This window comes from Streptomyces paradoxus, from assembly GCF_014202475.1.
Classification (GTDB): domain Bacteria; phylum Actinomycetota; class Actinomycetes; order Streptomycetales; family Streptomycetaceae; genus Streptomyces; species Streptomyces paradoxus.
In genome coordinates, this window is sequence record NZ_JACHGV010000020.1 from 71,714 (window position 1) to 93,191 (window position 21,478).

Annotated in this window: 22 protein-coding genes; 7 read left to right on the top strand and 15 right to left on the bottom strand. The window is 67.7% G+C overall.

What is annotated here, in order from left to right:
- Nucleotides 1-52: 52 nt before the first annotated feature.
- On the bottom strand, nt 53-1,210 hold the full coding sequence (locus tag HNR57_RS37485) for an IS256 family transposase (protein WP_184567617.1): 1,158 nt from the start codon (nt 1,208-1,210) through the stop codon (nt 53-55).
- A gap of 145 nt (nt 1,211-1,355) precedes the next feature.
- On the opposite strand from HNR57_RS37485, the gene HNR57_RS37490 reads away from it, so the two are divergent.
- Nucleotides 1,356-1,754 (top strand): peptidase inhibitor family I36 protein, encoded by a 399-nt coding sequence (locus tag HNR57_RS37490; protein WP_246555359.1) that lies wholly within the window; start codon nt 1,356-1,358, stop codon nt 1,752-1,754.
- Between the two features lie 975 nt (nt 1,755-2,729).
- On the opposite strand, the gene HNR57_RS37495 is transcribed toward HNR57_RS37490, so the two are convergent.
- On the bottom strand, nt 2,730-3,812 hold the full coding sequence (locus HNR57_RS37495) for a ParB/RepB/Spo0J family partition protein (RefSeq protein WP_184567619.1): 1,083 nt from the start codon (nt 3,810-3,812) through the stop codon (nt 2,730-2,732).
- Nucleotides 3,809-5,074: a ParA family protein gene (locus tag HNR57_RS37500; RefSeq protein ID WP_184567670.1), complete on the bottom strand. Its 1,266-nt coding sequence runs from the start codon at nt 5,072-5,074 to the stop codon at nt 3,809-3,811. Before HNR57_RS37500 ends, HNR57_RS37495 begins: the two co-directional genes overlap by 4 nt.
- A gap of 863 nt (nt 5,075-5,937) precedes the next feature.
- Between HNR57_RS37500 and HNR57_RS41115 the strand changes: the two genes are divergently transcribed.
- Both HNR57_RS41115 and HNR57_RS40475 read left to right on the top strand, forming a co-directional pair.
- Nucleotides 5,938-6,072: a NucA/NucB deoxyribonuclease domain-containing protein gene (locus HNR57_RS41115; RefSeq protein WP_425583479.1), complete on the top strand. Its 135-nt coding sequence runs from the start codon at nt 5,938-5,940 to the stop codon at nt 6,070-6,072.
- On the top strand, nt 6,054-6,188 hold the full coding sequence (locus HNR57_RS40475; RefSeq protein ID WP_281403948.1) for a hypothetical protein: 135 nt from the start codon (nt 6,054-6,056) through the stop codon (nt 6,186-6,188). The genes HNR57_RS41115 and HNR57_RS40475 overlap by 19 nt, the downstream gene beginning before the upstream one ends.
- A gap of 54 nt (nt 6,189-6,242) precedes the next feature.
- Here HNR57_RS40475 and HNR57_RS37510 read toward each other — a convergent pair whose 3' ends face one another.
- The 9 genes from HNR57_RS37510 to HNR57_RS37550 form a co-directional block, all read right to left on the bottom strand.
- Nucleotides 6,243-6,710: a hypothetical protein gene (locus HNR57_RS37510; RefSeq protein WP_184567621.1), complete on the bottom strand. Its 468-nt coding sequence runs from the start codon at nt 6,708-6,710 to the stop codon at nt 6,243-6,245.
- Nucleotides 6,711-6,994: 284 nt separating this feature from the next.
- A complete protein-coding gene (locus HNR57_RS37515; protein WP_184567675.1) occupies nt 6,995-7,324 on the bottom strand; it encodes an ASCH domain-containing protein in 330 nt (109 codons plus the stop codon).
- A gap of 338 nt (nt 7,325-7,662) precedes the next feature.
- On the bottom strand, nt 7,663-8,064 hold the full coding sequence (locus HNR57_RS37520; RefSeq protein ID WP_184567623.1) for a DUF6009 family protein: 402 nt from the start codon (nt 8,062-8,064) through the stop codon (nt 7,663-7,665).
- Nucleotides 8,061-9,581: a DNA primase family protein gene (locus HNR57_RS37525; RefSeq protein ID WP_184567624.1), complete on the bottom strand. Its 1,521-nt coding sequence runs from the start codon at nt 9,579-9,581 to the stop codon at nt 8,061-8,063. Before HNR57_RS37525 ends, HNR57_RS37520 begins: the two co-directional genes overlap by 4 nt.
- The gene (locus HNR57_RS37530; RefSeq protein ID WP_313675806.1) at nt 9,578-10,579 is read right to left on the bottom strand and encodes a bifunctional DNA primase/polymerase; all 1,002 of its coding nucleotides are present in this window, start codon (nt 10,577-10,579) and stop codon (nt 9,578-9,580) included. The genes HNR57_RS37525 and HNR57_RS37530 overlap by 4 nt, the downstream gene beginning before the upstream one ends.
- A 581-nt stretch (nt 10,580-11,160) precedes the next feature.
- The gene (locus HNR57_RS37535) at nt 11,161-12,201 is read right to left on the bottom strand and encodes a hypothetical protein (protein WP_184567628.1); all 1,041 of its coding nucleotides are present in this window, start codon (nt 12,199-12,201) and stop codon (nt 11,161-11,163) included.
- A 45-nt stretch (nt 12,202-12,246) separates the two neighbouring features.
- Entirely contained in the window at nt 12,247-12,627 is a 381-nt protein-coding gene (locus tag HNR57_RS37540; RefSeq protein WP_184567630.1) for a hypothetical protein, read from the bottom strand.
- A gap of 548 nt (nt 12,628-13,175) precedes the next feature.
- Nucleotides 13,176-13,907, bottom strand: a complete 732-nt coding sequence (locus HNR57_RS37545) for a DUF4190 domain-containing protein (RefSeq protein ID WP_184567632.1) — start codon at nt 13,905-13,907, stop codon at nt 13,176-13,178.
- 518 nt (nt 13,908-14,425) lie between these two features.
- Complete coding sequence (locus HNR57_RS37550) at nt 14,426-14,872, bottom strand: ATP-binding protein (protein WP_246555362.1); 447 nt, start codon at nt 14,870-14,872, stop codon at nt 14,426-14,428.
- Between the two features lie 276 nt (nt 14,873-15,148).
- On the opposite strand from HNR57_RS37550, the gene HNR57_RS37555 reads away from it, so the two are divergent.
- The gene (locus HNR57_RS37555) at nt 15,149-15,442 is read left to right on the top strand and encodes an STAS domain-containing protein (RefSeq protein ID WP_313675807.1); all 294 of its coding nucleotides are present in this window, start codon (nt 15,149-15,151) and stop codon (nt 15,440-15,442) included.
- A 26-nt stretch (nt 15,443-15,468) separates the two neighbouring features.
- On the opposite strand, the gene HNR57_RS37560 is transcribed toward HNR57_RS37555, so the two are convergent.
- Complete coding sequence (locus HNR57_RS37560) at nt 15,469-15,819, bottom strand: ANTAR domain-containing protein (RefSeq protein ID WP_184567636.1); 351 nt, start codon at nt 15,817-15,819, stop codon at nt 15,469-15,471.
- Between the two features lie 639 nt (nt 15,820-16,458).
- Here HNR57_RS37560 and HNR57_RS40755 point away from each other — a divergent pair.
- Genes HNR57_RS40755 through HNR57_RS37575 form a run of 3 tightly spaced genes read left to right on the top strand, consistent with a single transcriptional unit; the run spans nt 16,459 to nt 17,817 of the window.
- Nucleotides 16,459-16,833 (top strand): RNA polymerase sigma factor, encoded by a 375-nt coding sequence (locus HNR57_RS40755; protein WP_313675808.1) that lies wholly within the window; start codon nt 16,459-16,461, stop codon nt 16,831-16,833.
- A 22-nt stretch (nt 16,834-16,855) separates the two neighbouring features.
- A complete protein-coding gene (locus tag HNR57_RS37570) occupies nt 16,856-17,143 on the top strand; it encodes an RNA polymerase sigma factor (protein ID WP_246555364.1) in 288 nt (95 codons plus the stop codon).
- Complete coding sequence (locus tag HNR57_RS37575) at nt 17,140-17,817, top strand: hypothetical protein (RefSeq protein ID WP_184567638.1); 678 nt, start codon at nt 17,140-17,142, stop codon at nt 17,815-17,817. Before HNR57_RS37570 ends, HNR57_RS37575 begins: the two co-directional genes overlap by 4 nt.
- Nucleotides 17,818-18,144: 327 nt before the next feature.
- Here the strand turns inward: HNR57_RS37575 and HNR57_RS37580 are convergent, their stop codons facing one another.
- Together HNR57_RS37580 and HNR57_RS37585 are read right to left on the bottom strand one after the other, a co-directional pair.
- Nucleotides 18,145-18,717, bottom strand: coding sequence for a hypothetical protein (locus HNR57_RS37580; protein WP_184567640.1), 573 nt, complete (start codon nt 18,715-18,717; stop codon nt 18,145-18,147).
- Nucleotides 18,717-21,281: a DnaB-like helicase C-terminal domain-containing protein gene (locus tag HNR57_RS37585; RefSeq protein ID WP_313675809.1), complete on the bottom strand. Its 2,565-nt coding sequence runs from the start codon at nt 21,279-21,281 to the stop codon at nt 18,717-18,719. The genes HNR57_RS37580 and HNR57_RS37585 overlap by 1 nt, the downstream gene beginning before the upstream one ends.
- Between the last annotated feature and the right edge of the window lie 197 nt (nt 21,282-21,478).

A 21,478-nucleotide genomic window follows, 5' to 3' on the forward strand; every position in this document is an offset into this window, starting at 1 on the left:
TGAAGGCGCGCGCTGGGACTGTCAAACGAGTGGTGTAACTGGGTAGTTGGGGTTACTGGCGAGCCGCCGACAGGCGGCCGTCGAAGGTGATGTCGAAGGCGTTCAGCGCGGTCTTCCAGCGCATGGTCCAGCGGGCCTGGCCTTTGCCGGTGGGGGCGAGGGACATGATCGCCATATAGACGCACTTCAACGCGGCTTGCTCGTTGGGGAAGTGCCCGCGGGCTTTCACCGCCCGACGGATCCGCGCGTTCACCGACTCGATCGCATTCGTCGTGCAGACGATGCGGCGGATCTCGGTGTCGAACCGCAGGAACGGAGTGAACTCCTCCCACGCGTTCTCCCAGAGTTTCACGATGGCCGGGTAGACGGGCTTGAGGAGCTTGGCGATCTTGTCCCAGTACTGGCGGGCGGCATAGCGGAAGGAGTTCCGCAGCAGGTGGACCACGCAGGTCTGCACGATCGTCTTCGGCCAGACGGTCTCCACCGCCTCGGGCAGGCCCTTGAGCCCGTTGCAGACCAGCATGAGCAGGTCGTTCACGCCGCGGTTCTTGATCTCGGTGAGGATGTGCAGCCAGTGCTTGGCGCCCTCGCCGCCGTCGCCGGCCCACAGCCCCAGGATCTCCCGTCGGCCCTCGGTGGTGACGGCCAGACCCACATAGAGGGGCCGGTTGGCCACCGCGCCGTCGCGGATCTTCACGGGGATGGCGTCGATGAAGACGACCGGGTAGACGGCGTCGAGGGGTCGGCTCTGCCATTCGGCCATGCCCTCGAGGACCTGGTCGGTGATGGTGGAGATGGTCTGGCGGGAGGCGTCGGCGCCATAGACCTCGGCCAGGTGGGCCTGGACCTCGCCGGTGGTCAGGCCCTTCGCGGCCAGCGAGATGACCATCTCGTCGACGCCGGTGAGGCGCTTCTGCCGCTTCTTGACGATCTTCGGTTCGAAGGAGCCGTCCCGGTCGCGGGGCACGGTTATCTCCACCGGACCGACGTCGGTCAGGACGGTCTTGGAGCGTTTGCCGTTGCGGGAGTTGCCGCCGTTCTTCCCGGCCGCATCGTGCTTGTCATATCCGAGGTGGTCGGTGATCTCGCCTTCCAGGGCGGACTCCAACAGCCGCTTGGTTAGTTGCTGCAACAGCCCGCCCTCGCCGGTCAGCTGCAGGCCCTCGGCCGGGGCGCGGCCCACCAGGTCGTCGATCAACTGGTCGTCCACGGCCTTCGCCGCGGGCGCGCCTCGTCTACTCGTACCGGCCTTGGTACCGGCGAGCCGACCCGCGCGGCGTGCCGGGCTCCTCCACTGGAGTGAACCGGCGGGCAAAACCGCCCGGCCGGCCCTTCGCAGCCCCTATCTCTGATGCATGATCAAGAATCTGATGCGTGCCGGGGCCGTCGCCGCCCTCGTCCTGTCCTCGATGTGTGTCACGGCTTCCGCTTCCGGTGAGCCCCGCACACAGCAGGCCGCCATCGACTGCCCCTCCGGCTACGTCTGCATCTACCCCGAAATCAACTTCGGCGGGCAGCCCTGGGTGCGGCGTGCCACGGACGGCAGCGTGAAGGACCTGCCCTCCGCGATCCGCGACCGCGGCAGCTCCGTGCGCAACAACTCCGACCGCACCGCCCGCGTCTACGAGAAGCGCAACCACGCCGGACGCTGGGTATGCGTCACCCGCAGCGGCGGCTCCATCCACGACCTGCGCGGCTACAACCTCAACGACCAGACCCGCTCCCTGAAAATCAACCGCAACGACTGCGGCTGACCCCCTTTCCGCTATTGGACAGGCATCATTCAGAAGGCAGTTCCTGGCTTGGTCGAGGAAGTGGGCAGCGCGGTGACGGGCCTCCGCGATACAGCCGTCGTCGCCGCCCAAGGCGTAGCCCGTGCCGCACCTCATCGACCGGCGGCCAGAAACCGGTCCACGTTGCCGAGTAGGGGGCACTCGGCCAAGCCGATGGACGACCACCTGATCGTCGGCGGTGAGAGGCAGGCATGTGGCTCCCAGGCTGCGGTGGGAAGTGGGCACGCCCAGAATGACGCCATGAGGCGTGCACTGATCATCATTGGAGAACCGCTGCCGGGGGGAGGCCGCCCGGTGGTGGTGCGGTGTCCGGAAGCTGAGCGGTGCCTCGGCGTGGCTCACTCGGACGGTGACCTGGTGGCATTCCTGCGCGACGTCGGGCTGCCGCATGACGAACTGGACGATTCCTCTTGGGTGGAGTGGTGCGGAGCCGGCCCTCACCAGTGGGAGGGCCACCACGCGTGAGCGTCCAAGCCGCGCTAAAGGTGGCTGCAGATCTGTTGGTTTGGTCAGGATCATCGGACCTCTCCAAAGCGTCGGCCGCGGGGTTCTCACACCTGTGGCCTACGCGTTGGCCGCCCCCGGCGGTACGCACGCCAGCGGCGGCTCAACGAGTCGCCCTATTGGCGTGCCGTCCGGCGATCGGCGGCTTTGCCCGGGCGAGCGTAGGGACGCTGTGTACGGCAGCCGACCGCCGCTGGCGGTCCGGGCCTGCCATGCGCGTCGCCGTCGGGATCGTACGCAGGGAGGGTTCGTGCGATCTCGTCATGGCGTCGATCGCGGAAAGGAGGCGGCGAACACGGTAGGGGTATGCGATGAAGTCACTGCGGAGCCGAGGATCAGGCTCGCTGCATCTGGGTTTGAGCGCGAGGGCCGGTCTCCCGCCGTCGGGAGACCGGCCCTCGCGGCGGGATGACCAGCAGCCGGAGGATTGAGTCAACTGGCAGAAACGGCCCGGCTTTCCTTGTGCTTGATGAGCTCGTCCAGCATCCTGTCGAACTCATCCGGCGGCATCTTGTGGATCAAGTACATAGCCGCGGATTCGCCGTCGTCATAGGGGAACCGCTTGGGCTGTCGCTCCCCTCCCCCAGCTGTGACCTCAGCCGTGGTGGACTGCACCGGAAGAGTTGGCGCACCTTCACCCGGGCGTGCGGGATCGTCAGCAGCCTCGCGCCTCGGAGAGGGGGTGGATGATCCATCCGACCCGTCACCTTCTATTACGCCGTAATAGCCGTCGGCCTTCTCTGCCGCTTGGGCGGCAGGAGCGTCGGTCTTGGGCTGCTTCTTGCGTTTGCGTTCTTGCTTCTCGGCGTCCTTGCGCGCTCGTTCCTGCTTGAGCGCTTCGAGTACCGTCTGCTGCTGCTCAGGTGGCTTGCTTCCCACGGCACGCAGCAGGTCGATGGGTTCTTCACCGATACGGGCCTGAAGTTCAGGGGTGAGGCTGAGCAGAGCGAGGCGTTGTGACACCCACCCCTGGGAGCGATGAAGCCTCTTCGCGAGAGCGGTTTGGCTGCCATGGATGGCGAGGAGTCGTTGCAGAGCTCGGGCTTCGTCCAGCTCTGACAGGTCTTGGCGGTGGATGTTGGCGACGAGGGCGCTTTCGAGGAGCTCTTCCGAGTTGGCGCCCTGGTCGTCGCTGACCATGACCTTGATGGTGGTGAGGCCGGCCTCGCGTGCGGCGGCGAGTCGGCTGCTGCCGTCGATGACGACGTGGGTGGTGTCCGGTTCGAGGTCGGTTTCCCGTTCCGGGTTGGCCTTGATGTAGGCGTCACGGTTCATGACCGTGATCGCTTGCTTCTGCCCGTGGGTCTGGAGGCTGCCTGCGAGATCGGTGAGGTCTCCGAGGCTGGAGCGGGGGTTGTCGGGGTTGAGGCTGATCCGCTGTGGAGGGAGTTCCGTGGGGGGTGCGACGCCTTCGGTTGGCACGCCGGTCGCTGCTGCGACGGCCTGTCGGCGGGCGCTGACAGGCCGCGCTCCCCCGCCGAATCGGCCGGCTCCCAGCTGGCTGGCCTTGCTCACGACACCTCCCGTGCCAGTGCTCGCATGCCGATCGCCTGCTGCGATTTCGGTGCGTATGACAGGAGGGGCTTCTTCACTCGTACTGCTTCCTTCTGTTCCTTGAGGTCACCGATGAGGCCGACGACTCGCGGGTCCTTTATGTCGACCCAGCCTTGAAGGGAGGAGGTGGCGATGTAGCCGCGGCGGGAGTCGTAGAGGTTGACGACGATGCCGAGGTAGTCGATGTCGACCTGGAGGTCGGCGCGCAGGTCGTCGATCTGCGTGGTGAGCAGGTCATATGCGTCTGCAGAGCTGTCTTCGGCCTGGACGACGATCAGCGCGCCGGATTGTCCGGGTGCCTCGCCGTCGCGGCGGCGTCCGTAGTAGGCGGCGGCGTCCATGCTGAGGCCGAGGCTGGGTGGGCAGTCGACGACGATGACGTCGTAGTCGTCTTCGAGGGGGGCGAGTGCGCGCTCCAGGGCGGCTTCGCGGGCGCGCACTGCGGACAGGCGCACATCGAGGAGGAAGGCGTCGTTGCAGGCGGGCAGGAGGTGGAGCCGTCCTGCGAAGGCCTCGTCATCGATGGAGACGATGAGGTCTCGGAGGTCGCCCTTTGCGTCGCCTGCCATGTGGTTGGTGAGGCTGTCGCCGTTCATCGGCAGGGGAGAGGCGCCCAGTTGATTGGTGAGGTGGCACTGGGGGTCGAAGTCGACGAGCAGTACGCGCTGTCCTAGCCCGGGCAGGTTTTCCACGTCGAGTGGATCTGCCTCCTGCCCGTCGTGCTCCTCGTGCACCTCGCTGGCACGTAGGGCTTTCGCGAGGGCCTTGGCGACGCGTACGGCGTGGAGCGCGTTGGGGTCTTCGGCGAGTGCTTCGCCGAGGCCGGCCGTGATGGCGGTCTTGCCGACGCCGCCTTTCTGGTTGCAGACGATGATGCGCCGGGTGATGGAAGACCGTTCGATCTCCGGTGCCGGGTTGGTGTCGAGCCACAGCTGGACGGACTGGGCGAGGCCTTGGGCTAGGGAGACGCGGCGGTCGGATGCGGTGCGTGTGAACTCTTCCCACTGCCCGTGGGGGAGGAAGGTGGAGAAGGAACTGGAGCCGGCTGTGTCGACCTGGCTGAGGGAGGAGGCCAGGTGGCACCAGTCGGTGATGCCTTGTTCGACGGCGGCCTGGATTTCGATGCCGTGCTGGGCGGCTCTGATTTTGAGGTTCTGCCGGAGCCATCCCGGCAGCTTGGAGACGACCTTCTCGCGGTCGCTGGAATTGGCTGGCGAACTCATGAGAGACACCATACTAACGTTCATGATCCTTGGCGCCCACGACGCGTTAGTTTGACTACCTGTCGGGCCAGCAGGGGGCGCTCAGGCCGACTTGGGAGCTATTACGCCGTAATAGCTCCCACATGCGACCGTTGGCTCGCGCTCAGTGGACTGGGCGAGCCCCCTAGCCACCAGAGTTGCGATCCGGTCGCAACGAACCTCGGTCAACGTGAAGCTTCGCAAACGACCTTCCTTGAGACGGCCGCGCACAGGCCGGCTTGGAACGCTCACCGAGCCGCTAGGCCTGGGCTCGTCGACATGAGCAGCCATACCAGCCCGGTTCGCTACTCAGGTTGGCCGCACAGTGGACGGCGTACGCGGCGGCTCAGGCGCCTCGCCTTCTATTACGGCGTAATAGCCGGAGGCCTGGCCGGAAGGCCGCCTCCTTTGGCCTACCTCTGGCCGCCCGCCCTGGGCAAAGGCCTGGTCTCTGTCGAGCCACGGGGGAAGAGCCCAGACTCAGGCTGAGGAAGGGCCCCAATCTCCGGGCCCTCCGCTCAAGGGGACGGTTGGTTGTTGTTCCGTGGGCGAGAAGCCCGGCGGCTAGGGGTCAAGCGCGGCGCGCAACCAGAGCGGCACGAATGCAGAGGAAGGCAGCAGTGTCCGAGTGGACCGGCGCCCCATGCCTGGGCTGATACAAAAGTCGATCTCGGCCCACAGCAGTCCCGATTGCGTCAGATCCGGCGTGTCGCCCCCACCACCCGGTCGCCGGACACCCAGCCGTACATGTCGGCAAGGAGGCAGCCCGGTCAGACGCCGACCAGGCGCTGCACCGAACGGTCGACACGAAGCAAGGACGACAGTCGCAAGGCGGCGGTCAAGCAGTGCAAGCGGTACTGGGCGCCAACTACACGCAAGGTGGCGCACGCGAGTGCGATGAGTACCCCTTCGCCACCACCTATGAGGGCGCCGCGGAGCACGACTACGACGCGGACGCCAAGTGTTCAACTTCTCCGTGAAGCCGATCGCCAAGGAAGACAACGGTGCGGGCGGAAGCCTGCTGCTCAGCTTCTACGCCAAGAACCGGGTCATCGACGGAATGGCAGACGGCTTCATCGTGAAGATCGTCTCCTGACGTGCGGACGGCGGGAGTGTCGAACTGCCCGGCGCTCCCGCCCCTGGTCCGTGTTCAGGCCGTTGCGGGCCAGAACTGCACGAGGTACCTCTCCGCGCCTTCGCCAATACCCTCCTCCTCCGACAGTGCCGCAGCTTCGTCACGCCCAGCACAGCTCACCCGGACCCGCCACGAACCGCCCGAATCGGCAAGGGTGATCACGTCGTCGGCGCGGCCCAAGCTCATTGACCACACGGCCACTTCACCGCTGGTCGACTCGAAGTCGGTCTCAGCCTGCTCGTCCCACAGTGAAGGATCCTGCTCGGGCGGCTCCCCGTCCCACACCTCCACGGTGACCGCAGCGGTATGCGTGTGGCCGGCACTGAAGATGTCCAGACGCCCCGGAAAGTCGTTCAGGAAGTCGCCCTGCTTGAAGTCGTCAGGGAAGGGGACGGGCAGATCACCGTCATCGGACTCCTGAAGCCCGAACCCGTGATACCCCACATCCGCATCAAGGTGTTGCTGCCGGACAAGTTCGGCCACAAGAACTCCTTTGGCACGACAGACGACTGGTCATCCCCGTGATCCTTTAGTCGGCCCCCTCCAGATGCGCAGTGGCATCGCCTTCTGGCCAGCGCCAGCCCTTCTGACCGCCAAGATGGCTGAACTCGCCTTGTCGCTGCGACGTCATACGAGACTGACGTGGTTGCAGCGCATCAGACGCCGCTTCCTCGGGTGCTTTAGAGCACGTGTCGTCGACTAACCCTCCCCACGAGGCCCTCGGCCGCCCCTCGCTTGAGGGGCGGCCGAGGGCCTCGTGGGGAGGGTTAGTCGACCAGCTCGATACCAATGGCCAGGCACCCCAGCCGTTCCTTGTCCGGCGGATAGATGCGCCGGATGTTGGCCAGTTGCTCCTCACGCGAAGCCCCGGGATTCACCTGGGAGGGCCCTTCGACGTCCAGGAGGTCCTCGAACGAGGCGTACTCGGCGACGCGTGTCACCCGCGTCATGCATGACCGGTCGGTGTCCTTCACGACGAACCGGATCAGGTCACCGACCGCCAAGCATGCGAACTTCGGGTACTTCACCCGCACTTCCCGGGTCTTGCGGCCAGCGGCCACGAGATCGAAGTACTGGGGGTACAGGTTCAGCTCGATGACACGGGCTGAGGTGGGTTCATGTAGTCGGGCTCCCTGCGGGCAAGGACATCAGCCGCGACAGCTCCGCAGCCGTCGCCCAGGGCTGGATCACCGAGGATGCCGAGGGACTCCTGGGCATCACGGCCGAGGGCAGAGCGCTCTCCACAAGGCTGCGGCCCTCCAGGACGAGCTCTGGGCGGAAAGGCAGCGGATGTCGGTCGCGGCCGCCCTCGCCACTGCGGTGGCCAGGCTCTTCCTCGCGGGTCCCAGCCCTCCCCCTCATCCCTTGGTGTCTCGTCGCCCTGGAAACCGTACCGGGGTGACGGGTATTGAGACGCACAAGCTCAGGATCCCGGTCACAGTGGAAGTTGTATGCCGAGTTCCTGCATGGCGCGCGACGGCGGGCCGCCTTCAGAGCGCTCGGTCTTGTAGCCCTTGACGCGTGGCTCGAGGGTGCGCGGGTCGACGGCTTCGGCGGGGGCACTCTTGGCGTACAGGCCGTCGGGCTCGCTGTCGCGGTCGTGGGGCAGCAGCCAGAAGACGCGCCGTCGGAAAGTACCCGAGGCGCGCGAGGCCTTGGCATCGGGGCCGAGGATGGCGTAGCCGACCATGCGGCCGTCACGGTGATAGGCCGGCTTCCCCTTGCGCGTGGGGAGCCGGTCCAGGCTCTGGCGCACATAGTCGAGCTGGTCGACATCCTCGAGCCACACGAGCTCGGCTTCGTGGCTGATCTCGTCCGCGCTGATCAGGGAACTCATACGCCGGCGTCCCTCTCCTCGTCGGTGAGCAGTCCGATGCCCGGGTAGTACTTGCGCTGGTTGGACACTTTCATCTCCTTGGGCGAGGCCAGTCCAACCAGTTCCCTGGTCCGGGAGGCGAACGCACGGGACGAGATGAGCTGCGCGCCTTCATTCTGGCACCAGGCGGTGTAGGCGGCGTAGAGCGCCGTCTGCTCGGCGCGCAGGTCGGGGCCCAGGCGGCAGCATTCTTCGTAGAAGCGGCCGGTGTGGTCCTCGGTCTCGGCGTAGGCGGTCGTGGCGATACGGACGCGTTCGGGACCGGTGAGGTCACGGTCGCCCCCGAGGTAGCGGCGGGCGCCGTCGATGAGCCAGGCGAGAATGCCAGGGCCCTCTTCCATGACGAGGAGGTCGGCCAGGTTGTCGATCTTGCGGTCGTCGGGGACGACGCGCTCGAACGGGATCAGGCGCATGCGGCGCCAGAAAGCGAAGCCGCCGGTGCCGACTTCGGGCTTGTGATTGCCCAGCAGCCAGAGTTTGTGGGTGGGTTCGAAGCTGAAGGGGTCCTGCCGCATGCGGCGGGCCTTGATGCGGTCGCCACCGGTCAGCAATTTCACCCGGGCTTCGTCGAACTTGTCACCGGGCTTAATCTCCGAGCAGACGTAGACACGCCGGCCGTGGAGTTCGGCGAGGTCGGTGGGGTGGCCTTCGAACGGCTTGGCCATCAGGAAGCCAGGCGGGGCCGCGTCGGCGTAGTCGCCGAGCAGTTTCATCATGACGTCCAGGAGGACGGACTTGCCGTTCTTACCCGTTCCCCACAGGAAGGGAAGGATCTGGGCTCCGACGTCCCCGGTGATCGAGTACCCGAGCAGCAGGTGCAGGTAGTCAATCATCTCTTGGCCTTCGGCGTCGTCGCCGAAGGTATCGGTCAGAAAGCGCAGCCAGCGCGGGACAGGCATCTGCTGCGGGCCGACAGTGGTCGAGCGGGAGTGGAAGTCCTTGTTCGGGTCGGGAGCCCTCAGCAGCCCGGTGCGCAGGTCGACAACCCCGCGCGGGGTGCACAGGGCGTAGGGGTCGGCGTCCAGGCGGTCTGCCTTGAGGACCATGCCGGGCGCGGACCTGGCCTGGGTGAGCATCGCGTTCATGCCTGAGGTCGACATCGCACGAGTGCGGTGCTTGTGCAGGGCGGTGGTGGTGAACAGGCCGCGCGGGTCGTGGGTGGCAATGGTCTCGGCCAAGTCGCCGGCCGCCCACAGGACGGTGTCCTCATCATCGATCTGCCAGCGGGTGGTGTCCCACCGGTACCAGCCGATGTTGGGTACGTGGCGGAAGTCGTTGGCGTAGAGCTTGACGAACAGCTTGGCATTGCCGCGGTCGGTCAGGGTATCCGGCAGGAGGCCGTTGGAAGTTGCCTCGCCGACAGGTCGCTCAGTGGTGGCCTGGGCTGGCAGCGGCGTGGTGGAGTTCTGTGCGCGGATCTGGGCGGCGACGGCTTCAGGGTCGAACTCGAAGAGCGTCTCGTTGCTGGGCGACGTCACGGGCGCCTCCCCGTGGCGTTGAGGGGCCTTTCTAGACCTGCGGCGAGACCACTGTGGATGATCTGCTCGATGCGCCGCTCCTGGCCCGGTCGGGCCGCGGCCGCGGTGTCCTTGAGTGCCTGCTCGGCTTCCTGCTGGGAGAGGCGGCCAGCGGCGATGAGGCCGCCAAGGGTGTAGGCGGCCCGGTTGAGGGTGTCGGAGAAGCCGGCGCCCTGGGCGACTTGGCCACAGGCCTCAACCGGTGCCAGGACAGCCGCGAGGGTGCGCTCGGCTTGACCGCGGCCGCCGCCGGCAGCGAGAACAGCCTGCTGGGCACGTGGGGGCACGGGGCGGGGAGCGGGAATGGTGGGTGCTGGCAGGTGACCAGTGCGATCGAGTTCCTGGGCGAGCCACAGGGGGAGGGCAGCGGGCTCGCGGGCTTCGTCGACGGGGGTATAGGTGCCGTGGTGGGTGGTGGTACCAGGGGCGATGATGTAGCTGCCGTGGGCGCGGATGTCGACCTGCCAGGCCAGGGCGCGGCCGGGGCTGGAGCCGGCAGAGGACTTCCATTGACGGTTGCCGGTGGCCCGGTACCAGACGTGGAGGCCCCCGGAGGGGGTGCGTACGCGCAGGGTGGTGGTGTCGGCGGCGGGGCTCTGCTGGCCGCGGAGGGCAGCGAGTACGGCGAGGGTGTGGAATCCGTTGGCGAGGCCTGTGAGGTTGACGTGGTCGCCGATGGGGATGCCGGGCAGGATCCGGTCACGCGCGGGGGGCTCAGCGTCGTGAGCGTCGATGTCGATGACGACCAGGCCAGCGGGGCCGCAGGAGACGCCGATGCCGAATTCCGGGTGCTGCCCCCACCACTGCTGGATGCGGTCCTGGTTGAGGGTGGCCGCGTGGAAGCTGTGGCACCAGCGGCTTGTGCGAAGGCAGGGGCAGTTGGTCGGGGCGTGGGAGTTGGCGCGGCACTCGTTGCAGTTCGCGGCTGGTGTCTTGCGGCCCGGGGCGAGGGGGTGCACGGGCCAGCCTCTGCGGGCGCACGCCTGTGCGAGGGCAAGGGACGGAGCGACTGAAGAAGCGGGGATAGCGGGGTCGCTTGAGTCGCTGCGGGAAAACTGCAGCTCAGCAGGCATCTACACCCCCTATCAGCGACCGAAGCGACTCAACGACGGACACAGACTAGCGAACGGGGCCGGTGGGGTCGCGGAGCACATGCGGAACAACGGTGACGCCGTGTCGATGATGCGACCGGCGAGCCTCCGTCCAGCGACCGGGCGGGAGACGCAGCGACTGAGGACCGCTCGGTCGCTCCTGATAGACAACGGCAAACAACCAGTTCAAGCCGGGTGAGAAGCCTGAACAGCGACTGAAGCGACTGAAGCTCCCCGTATATAACGCACACGCACACACTCTCTGGATCTCGTATATGCCAACCCTGAGTCGCTTGAGTCGCTCTTCAGCCACGGAGAACGTGTTGACCTGCAGTTTTCCCTGCTTTGTCAACCAGCGACCGAAGGATTGCCCGGTCGCTGGCTGTTCAGTCGCTGTCCTGTGTGGAGTACAGCGACCCAAGCGACTGAAGCGACCGAACCTCAGGCCATCAGGCGGCTTCGAGGAGCAGGGGCTTGTCGGGGTCGTCCACGCGTAGGGGAAGAAGTGGGCCCGTGAACGAGCTGTCCTCCGGGTGTTCCTCAGCCAGCCGGAAGGCCGTTCTCACCGCCTCACGAACGCGCGTCCGATACCGCTGCTCCTGCTCGTAGTGGGCTTGGCGAGCCCGACGCGCGTACTGCTCGCGGGCCTCGTCGTCGTCCTGGTCCTGACCGAAGCCGGGGTCGTTCAGGCGGGGGCCGCCGGCGAAGGCCACAGTGTCGGGCATGTCGGTCTGCTGGAGGTGCAGGGCCGCACACGCCGCGTAGAGGCGGCGGGAGAGACCGAGGTGGATGCCGGTGCCGGGGATGCGGGCGGTGATGAACGCGGTGGCGTCCGTGTGCGACGCCAGGCTCCCCTCGGTGTCCACCTGCTGTGCGCGCAGCCGACGTCGCAGGCCGGTGGTGGATTCGTCGTGTTCCAGCAGTGTCAGAGAACCCGTGCGGTGACGCCCGCGCTCCGTTCGGTCGCGGCGCATCGGGACGACGCGCCGCTGCTCCACGGCCCCGAAGGCCAAGGCCTGGTACGTCAGGAGCTGCTGCCGGGTGACGGCCATCAGGGCCTCAGGGTCATCGGCGACGTAATCCTCCGCGTCGCCCTGCGGACTGCCGGCCGGGGAGGCGCCGGTCTGCGGCCCGCCGTGGGGGTGGGCCGTATGCAGGGCCAGGAACAGGTGGTCCTGCTCCCACTTGCCGGGCTTATTGCCGGGCAGCGACGTGCCGCAGAGGACCTGCCGGTGTGCCATGCCGGGCATGAGGGCGCTGCCACCGTCCAGCTGGATTCTCCCGTTCTTCAGCACGCCGGCGCCGAGATGCCGGGCTGCCTTCGCCTCGATCAGCCAGGGCAGGCCGGCGGCGCGGTGGTTGCCCCACAGGTCGGGCAGCTTGGCAGCCGGGTCGGTGAAGCCGGGCAGGCCACCCGGGCCTCGGGCTTCGAGATGCCAGGTGCTTCCCAGGCCGGCCATCCCGGCGCAGAGCCAGTGCGCCATCGTCATGCCCAAGTGGTAGCCGAAGGCGGAGTGGGCGCTGCGCTCACTGCCTTACTGGTAGAGGGCGTTCACGAAGAGCCTGCGGCCAGCCGCGGGCGCGGGTGCGGGCACGTCCTTGAGCTGGAGGTAGGCCTGGAGGGGGGCAGTACGGGAGATGAGCTCGTTGACGGCGAGCCAGGGGGTGCGGCGCAGCCACGGGGTCAGGTCGCGCCCGACGCCCTTGGCCGCGAGGAGGACCTGCCGCCAGGTCGTGGTCGCCAGGTAGGTCCCGTACGAAGGCATGTCGGCCACCCCCGGCCACGGCTGGGTGGCACCCCTCCACAGAGGTTCGGGAGGCCGCCGCAGCGAGCTGAAGTCGCGTACGACGACGGGTATGTCCAGGGCGTCGGTCGGGCTGAAGGCGAAGTCGCCCGCGTCGTGAGGGGGCTGCATGATCACCCAGCCTGTCATGGGGCACCGACATCAGTCGCAGCTTTCGCCGAGCGGTCGGTGAGGAGAGCGGGCACCGGGGGATTCTGGCCGCCCGTTTCGCCGAGTTCGAGGCGAAGGAGGACGAGCGGCGGACTCGTCCCAGGCACCCCTGCTGCTGTCGATGCGCACGGGCGCGGGCGCGCCGATGGACCTTCTCCGCCGCAAGCTGCCCGAGCGGTGACATCCATCAGCTGGCAGAGATGGTGCTTACCGTGGGGCCGTGACCACTGCCTCCGATGACGCGGCCAAGCCAGTGCCGGTGCGCGTCGCGCTGCCCGCCGACCCAGTGCTGGGTCAGCCGGAACAGGAGGTCGTGGCGCGTCTGTGGAGGCGGCGGCAGACCGAGGCGGGGTGGGTGTTCCTCGTAGGGCTGCCGTCGTACCGGGACATCGAAAACGCGATGATTGCAGCGCGTAAGGCACTGTGCTCGACATGCCCTCTTATGGAGGAATGGCAGTTGGTTGGTAGCAGGGGAAGGCGGAGGCCGGGGGCTTTCATTGCGTCCGGTATCAGGAGCTGGACCCGCTCCATACAGCTGACTCGTAGTTGAAGCCGGGGGAGACTTCCACGTCCAGGCTGCTGGAGGCGTTCTTGGGCAGGTCGAACGCGTAGGTGGCGACGGACTTCTTCCCGGGCAGAAGGGTGCCGGTCACTCCATTGATGCCCTTGGCGCTGTCGAAGATCGTCTCGGCTGAGCGTCCATCGGCGTCCTTGGCTTGAATGGAGAGGAGATCAAGGTCGACCCTCTTGCCGGACCCGTTGGTCACGGTGACGTCGACGGCCACCGCCTTGTCGCCGGGTGTGTATCCGGCCGCACTATCGGAGGGAGTGAACGGACGAGGCGCGGATACTTGCACCTGGAGACCGTCCTGGTAGCGCTGCGCCGTATTGAACTGCAATGCCCCGCTGGTGGGCGCCGTGGTCCCCGGCGAGGTGGCCGTGCTCGGGGCTGGGGTGGTGGGAGCAGTGGTCTTGGTCGGGCTGATCTCCTTGGAGACGTCGTCGAAGACGTTGGCGATGATCACGATCCCGATGATCGACATCACGATGGCGAGGCCCCCGAGAATGGCTCCGGCGATCGACATCCGCCGGTTGGTGGCGTAGCCCTGTTTCGCGCGGCGGGCGCCGATGATCCCAAGGACCAGGGCCACGATGCCCAAGATGCCCGCCATCCAGAACAGGATCGGGATGATCCCGGAGATGAGACCGATGATGCCCAGGATCAGGGCCGCGATGCCCAAGCCGTTCCGCGGCGCCGTCGAGGCCGGCCTCCCCGGGCCCGAGGGATCCGGGGCGCTCCAACCAGAGGCACCCGGGGGCGGAGGCGGAGGCGGCGTTCCCTTGTCCTGGTGCGGGGGCCGCTTCGGTTCGTTCGGATCTGCCATCGTGGATCACTCCTCACCACAATGATGCGGACATAGTGGGAGAAACACCCAACGAATCAGCAACGCTCGGTGAGCCGGACGGGGCGTGGCGTCGGTGATCTGGAGGGCGTGCTCGTAGGCCTTGCTCTTGCCGGTGATCAAGTCGGCCGTTGCCGGATCTGCTCGAATGCGGCCGGATCCCACAGGGCCGGTACCACGCTGGCCCTCTACCTACGGGTGATCACTGCAACCGCTCCGAATAGCGCACGCTCGGAGTACTGCCTCTTCACCAGTTGCCCGCCCCGACCTCTCCCTTTGCCGACGTCGCCCCCCTGCAGCCCGCCGCTTTACAAGCCGTCAGGCACGACAGCGGGGCCGGCGGCGAGCGCTGCCTTTTATTGGGGGCGGCGTCCGGTGATGCCCCCGCCCAGGTCGTCGGGCAGGGCAATGCGGGCGGTGATGCGTTTGCCGACCGGCTCCTGCTGGGCCTCGAAGCCCTGGGAGACGGCCATAACGATCTCCAGTCCGTGCTGCCCGACCCTGCCCGCATCGGCGGCTCGCGCCACCGGCAGGACCGGATCGCTGTCCCACACGACAACTTCCACCACCGAGCCTGCGATGCGCAGTTGCATCAGCACCGGCCCGGGAGCGTACTTGAGGGCGTTGGTGACCAGCTCGCTGACCACCAGCTGGGTCAGGTCCATCGCGCGAGCGGACACCGGCAGGCCGTGCTCGGCCTGGACGCGGGTGAGGAAGTCCACCGCGCGGTGGCGTGCCTCGGCGATGCAGGAGCTGTCGCCGTCCAGGGCGAGGGTGTCCTGTATGGAAGGGGCGCCAGGCATGACGCTGCCTTCATCATCGGGGACTGATTCAGCCGGATCCACGCTTGTTCCCCCGTTCATCCGCCCGCGCATACCCCGGACTCTGCCTCACATGCCGTGAGCTCGGTTACGCAGAGGGTCGAACGAGTGTTCACCGTAGTGTTGGGGCAGGCTGCCAACGCGCATCGTGTCGGGGCCTGAGCAATCAGCGAGCGCAGTCGAGGAAACGGTGACAGACACCCACGGAGCAGCCCGGCCCGGCCTGTCGATCGACCACACCGCCGCGGACACATACGGGTGGTCACTCTGCACGGCGAGATCGACCACGCCGTCACGAACGAGCTCACCGAGGCCATGCTGTCCTACGGCAGCGTGACGCGGCCGCGGACCGTGATGGACCTCAGCGGCGTGACCTTCATGGACTCCAGCGGCATCAACGTCCTCATCGCCGCCCACCAGGGCATGAGTGACGCTCACGGATGGCTGCGTATCGCCGGCGCCCAGGCATCAGTGCTGCGGGTCCTTGAGCTCGTGGGCCTGGACCAGGTCATCGGCTGCCATCCCACCGTCGAACAGGCCCTGGCCCCCTGACCTGCGCCGTGCCCGGCCACGGCGTTCTACCCGACTTCCTCGTCCGGGGCGTCCTGCCGACGCGAGTGCCGTTGCACGGCCGCGTCCAGCTCCCGCCCCACCGGCTCCGGCAGCGGCTGTCCCAGCGCCCAGGGGATCACCGTCCCAGCCACCGTGTGCAGTTTGGTGTTGGTGTGCTGGGAGACCTCACGCAGCACGTCGAATCCGGCGGCCGGCGCGAGCTGGTAGATCGTGACAAGGGCACCAATGGCCTGGTCCACCCTCGCGTGGGAATCGACGGCGTGCCGCAGCTGCTCGTTCTCCTGCTCCAGGCGGGCATTCGTGGCGTCGTCACGTGTGCCGTCGGGCGAGAGCCGCGGCACGCGGGAGGTCGTCATGCTGGTCTCCATACAGGGGCAAGGCTTCCTGTACGCCTGCCCCCTACCGCCACGGCAAGACAACCCTCATGCGCCGTGAAGATCACACATGATGGGGGGCCCTTCGCCGGCCTTGGGACGGCGCAGAGCTCCAAGGGCTGTTTCCCAACCCTTGTTCTGCCGGGCGGCCATCGCGTCCGCGCTCACACCTCACGGGCCGGACAGGCAACCAAGGCGGGTGCCGCAGCCGACTCGGGGATCGCTGCCGTACCCGCCCCGCGCAGCCCGGTGGCGCGGCAGGAAAAACACCTTGGGGTCATCAAAGATTGAACCAGGCGCAATCGGATCGATACTGAGCGTTATTTTTCTTAGTGATCAGGCTGCACGTTCGGGCCCTCTGGAGCGCTTCATGGGTGGAGGCGGCTGTCGCCTCTGGTGCTTAGGGGGCGTGGCATCCGGATGACTCAGGTAATGGGGAGGACACGTGCAGCACGATGCTGCAGCGTGGTTGATCGAAATCGCGCTTGCCCTAAGGGTGTTTGGCCCGGACGTGGTCCGCGGGTGCCGTCGGCTTCTCACGGCCGGGGTCCGCATCGGTATCACACAGCTCACCAGCGGCCGCACCCCGGCTCGCGCTCCCGAGGCGCAGCGGGAGGCGTCGTGAGCAGCGACATGGGTCAGGAGGAGACGGGCGGCGCTGTGGGGGTGCCGCGCGCGGTGCCGATCGACCAGTGGGACATGACCGCGCAGATGGCGTACTGGGGCTTCCACCAGCGGCGCCGCACCGACTACATGCGCTACGCCTACCTCCAGCTCGGCTCGGACGCCGATGCGGAGGAAGCCGTCGACCTGACCTTCGATGCGGTCATGGACTGCTGGCCGCGCATGCTCGAGATGGAGAACCTGGAGGGCTACGCCTGGACGATCCTCAAGCGCCGCATCATCGACATGCACCGCAAACGCAGGCGCAGGCCCGAGCTCATGGAGACCGCCGCCTTTGAAGCCGCCGTCGCCGACCACGTCGAAGACCCCTAAACGCAGGCGCAGGCCCGAGCTCATGGAGACCGCCGCCTTTGAAGCCGCCGTCGCCGACCACGTCGAAGACCCCTACGACGCACTGACCGACACCATCGCCCTGTACGCCGCCGTCGCCTCACTCAGCGAACGGCAGCGCGACGCGATTCTGCTCCACTACGGCATGGGCTTCACCGCGGCCGAAGCGGCCGAGGTGATGGGGAACGAGGAAGCCACCGTCCGCTCCCAACTTCGCACTGGCCGCGAACGCCTCGCCGTAACGCTCAAACTCCGCTGCCCGGAGCACCCCGACGGGAAGAACCACTCATGACGCCGCTGCCGTCCGACCACCGCACCATCGACGAGCTGCTCGCCAAGGCCCGCACCCGCAACCGGTACGCCACCTACAACATGGCCGCAGCCGAAACCCGGCTACGTACCAGGCAGGCCGCCCGCCACCGGCCGCCCCGGCAGCGCAACACCGACACTCCCCTCGTCCATGCGGAATGGACCCCGCCCGCCAACGAACTCACCCCGGACGCCAATCGCGCCTGGTGGGACCTCAACGCCGTCTGCCTGCTGATCCTCGGACCCGATGCCGACGGCCACCTCGCCGACTTCATTACCAGCCAGTACGCCGACAAATCCGGGGCACTCGTCTTCGCCTGCCTGCTCCACCTGGCCGACGACAGCGGCGGCGCCCGCTTCTGGTGGCGCTTCGCCGCTGGCGCCGGCCACCAGGTCGCCGAGTACTGCCTCTTCCTCGAACACGCCCACAGCGGCGAATACCACGACGCCGACTACTGGCGCACCCAACTCCTGCGCCAGCACTTCGAACCCGCCTTGCTCTGCGGCGACCGCTCCACCGCCCCCCTGCTCGGCCCCCCCTGCATGGACCAGATCCACCCGCACATCACCCGCCAGCACCACTCCGAAATCGGCACCATCCCCCTCCCCCAGCCCGCCCTGGTCGACCAACTACGCAACCTCACCTCCCCACTGTGAGCGCTGATAACGGGCCAGCCCTCACCCCGCCAAGGTGTCGTTTCTGGGCGTCAGTTCAGGAAGCGGGGCCACTCCTGATCGTCTGGAACTGATGGATCTCAACCACGGCAACGCAGCCTGACTGCCATCCGATACGCACCCGGCAGGCCGTCCTCCGCGCGCCGGGCTCGCGCCCGCGGCGCCGAGAAGCTCGGTCACACGCTGCTCGGCGTTCGCGGCCGTCTCTGCGTACACGGCGATCAGCGGTAACTTCCGCCGTTCCGGGGGGTGGCTCATGCTGTGAATTCCCTTGCTGCGACGGCTGGTTCGACTGCTGCGTGCCTGCTGCTACCTGACTTCGACGGAGTACGAGGCGCCGGGGAACTCCCAGCCGTCGGTGCCTTCGCCGATGTCCTCGACGATGACGTCGTCGATGAAGTGGTCTTCGAAGTCGTCGTCGGTGAGCTCGCCCGCGAGCCAGAGTTCCTCGATGGCGTCCCAGTTGCCCCTGCTGCCGTCAATGCGGAGAGGAGCGGCCCGCCGGTTGCCGCGTTCGCGTTCGTCGTCACCGGTCTTGACGATGCCGCTGATCTCGTACTGGCCCCGCTTGATGTGGTCGGGGAGCGGGTCGGCCGGGACGACGGCCGTGTTCTCGTAGGCGGTGTGGATGAGGTCTCGGTAGGAGCGGCGGATGTTGTACTCGGCGTCGGACAGCCAGTTGATGAGGGTCTTGGTCGTCACGTGGAGGCCGGCGTCCTCCAGGGCCTGCTGGCCGCGGTGGGTGGCGGTGAGCTGGCTGAGCTGGGCGTGCCAGTGTTTGGCGTTGTACGACGACAGCCGGTGGCGGGGGGTGACCTGGGAGCGCAGGAGGTCGTTGAGGGCGGCGCCCAAGGAGTTGCCGCGGCCTGTGGGGCCGGCCATCAGTCTTCACCTTCGGGGATGATCTGGCCGGGCTGGACGAACTTGCGCTTCACTTCGCCGAAGCCGGTGCCGATCCGGTAGGTGGACGGGGATGTGCCGGGCGGAGTCCAGAAGATGGCCTGGTCGACGTTTCGCAATGCGACGAGCGTGTGCCCTTCCTGGACGGCCTTGAAGGCGACAGTCCAGTGGCGGACGGAGGCCTCGGCGACCATGCTCATGCGCCAGTCCGGGCGCCAGAACGGGGAGCGCTGTTCGGCGCGCTTGGGCCACAGCAGCCGCAGCGCGATGGACAGCCTGGTTTTGTAGGCCTTGTAGGGGTCGCCGCCGACCTGGACGAGCTCGGTCCGTGCCTTGCGGGTGGCCTCGTAGAAGGGCTTGAAGAGGGACTCGTTGGCCTTACCGGTCCAGGAGTCGTGAATGGCCGGCATGGCGGCGAGGTGGCCCGCCCGGACGAGTTTCTCCAGCTGCTTGATGTGCGGGGTGGTGACCCATACGCGGCCGTTCTCGTCGGGACGGTCGATGATCCGCCCCAGGGGGTGCGGCATGTCGGTGCGGTTCCACTGCGGGATGTCGATGAGATAGATGCCGGCCCCGGCCTTGTCGTACGCGTCGAGCGGGCCGGTGTGCAGGAGCTTGTTCGGGGCGAGGGGAACGGCCGAACAGGCGGAGGGGAAGCTGCCGTTTCGGTCGATCAGGCACAGCACGCCCTCGCCGAAGGAGTCGGGCACGTCGAGCTGGTCGCGCCGGACGCGCTTTCCGTTCGCCCGGATGTGGGGAACACGGGTGGCGGTGACGTCGGGGTGGACCCAGCGGGGCTCGCCGTCCATGTGCTCGCTGATCAGAGTCCACGGGGCGCTGTCGCGGGCCTCGGTGCGGATGACGGGGATCGGGTGCATCTTCGAGCGGCCGACCGAGTCCTTGAGGATCTTCAAGGCGGGGAAGACGTGGCCCTCGGGCTCGTCCTCCTCGTCCCCCGGCGCCAGACCGTCCTCTCCGTCCTCGTCTTCCGCTACGTCATCCTGTCCCTGGCCGCTGTCTGCCGGGGCGTGCACAGGGGCACCGGCAGATGCGGCCTGATGGGCGCTTCCGGCGGTGTCGGCGGACTTGGGCGTGCTGAAGGGCCGCAGTGCGGCGGCGAGGCGGCGCCCTTCGTGAGTGTCCGGCATCTCCGATACCGCTGCGGCGGCCTGGAGCAGCGACGGCAGGATCTCCTTGAGGGCGTCCAGGTCGCCGCCTGCGACCGCGGTCCGCCATGCCGCCAGTTCGTGGGTGAGGGCGGCGGGGATCCCCCGGTGTCCGCCGGAGGTGTAGGGAAGGGCGGCTTCGGCCAGTTCCAGCGCCGCCGTTCCCCCGGCGGCCGCCGAGAGCCCCGGGCCCTCCGGGCTGTCGGCGCGCCCGAGGGGGGCGGCTCCGGCGTCGAGGAAGCGGGCGTGGATCAGATCGGGCTGCAGGTACGCCGAGCCAATCGTGCCGAAGTCGCGCTCCGTGACCGTGACTTGGACCTTGCCGGGGTCCGCAGTCGCAGTGAGCATCACCATGACATCGGCGTCCAGGAGTCCCAGGAGCGTGGGGTCGTCGCTGTCCACGACGGCCAGCACCGGTACATGCAGGTCGCGGGCAAGGGTGGCCAGGACTTGGGAGGCATCCGGGAGGCGCTCCCCGGACAGTGGCAGCCGGGCGCTGTGCGCGGCCTGGAGGCGGTCCACGACCACAAGGGCCAGGCCCTCCATGTGCGGCGCGGTGTCCGCGATGTCCTCGGCCCTGAGGTCGGTGCCGTCATCGATGAGCAACAGGTCACCGACGCCTGCCCGGACCAGCTGGTGGGCAACCTCCTGCTCGTGCTCGGTGAGGCGGCCCTGCTTCAGGCGCGGGTACTCCCCCCCGGTCTCGGCGGACAGGATCCGGCGGAAGATGTCGTCCCGGTTCGGCCCCGATGCCGCGTACAGCACCGTGCGCCGGTCGACGAGCGCGGTCTTCCGCGCGGCGGCGAGACCCAGAAGGCTTCCACCGACGCTCGGCGGGGCCGCCACGAGGGTCAGCCGGCCCGCCTGCAGCCCGCCCGTCGCGGTGTCCAGGCCGGGCAGCCCGAACGTGGGGCCGCCGACCGGGCCCCCAGTGAATGCGGCCATGGCGTCACCGAGCGTGGCGAGCCTGCGGGGGGTGCTGCCGCGGTCCTGGTTGCCTTGGCTGTCCACCGCACCTCCTGCGGTCGCCACGCTGGAGTGCGCGGCCGTGTCGGATGAGAGGGCACTTGAGGCGGGGTCGGCGGGGAGCAGTACCGCGACCGGCGTGGTGTTGCGAAGGAGGACCTGCGGTTGGCCCTTCGCTGCCAGCGTGACGAGGTCGCCGAAGTCCTTCTGCGCCGTACTCAGCACGTGGGCCGGGAAGGCATCGGTCTTCCGAGCAGCTGGGAACCGGTCCAGCGGGGCAAGCAAAGCGCGCACCTTGTGCTTGGTGATCACCGTGGTGCGCCCCTGCTCCTCGGCGAGCTTCACCAGCGAGTACAGGTTGTTCCGCGCCGTGGTCGCGTTGATCGGGCCCTCTTCCTGTGGCGACTGACCCACTCACCCTCCTCGGAAACTCAACTACCTCCCATCGTACCAGTATTCACCCAGCCAGCTGGCAGAGTCACTAATTCTGTATAGAATCTCACTCATTATTGGTGGCTCTTCAGTGTGTGGATTGACGGGTCGGGGTGCCCAGTCGATCAGTAGCGGACAGCGCGGAGGCCGGGACCACCGGCCCAGGCCTCCGCTCCCCA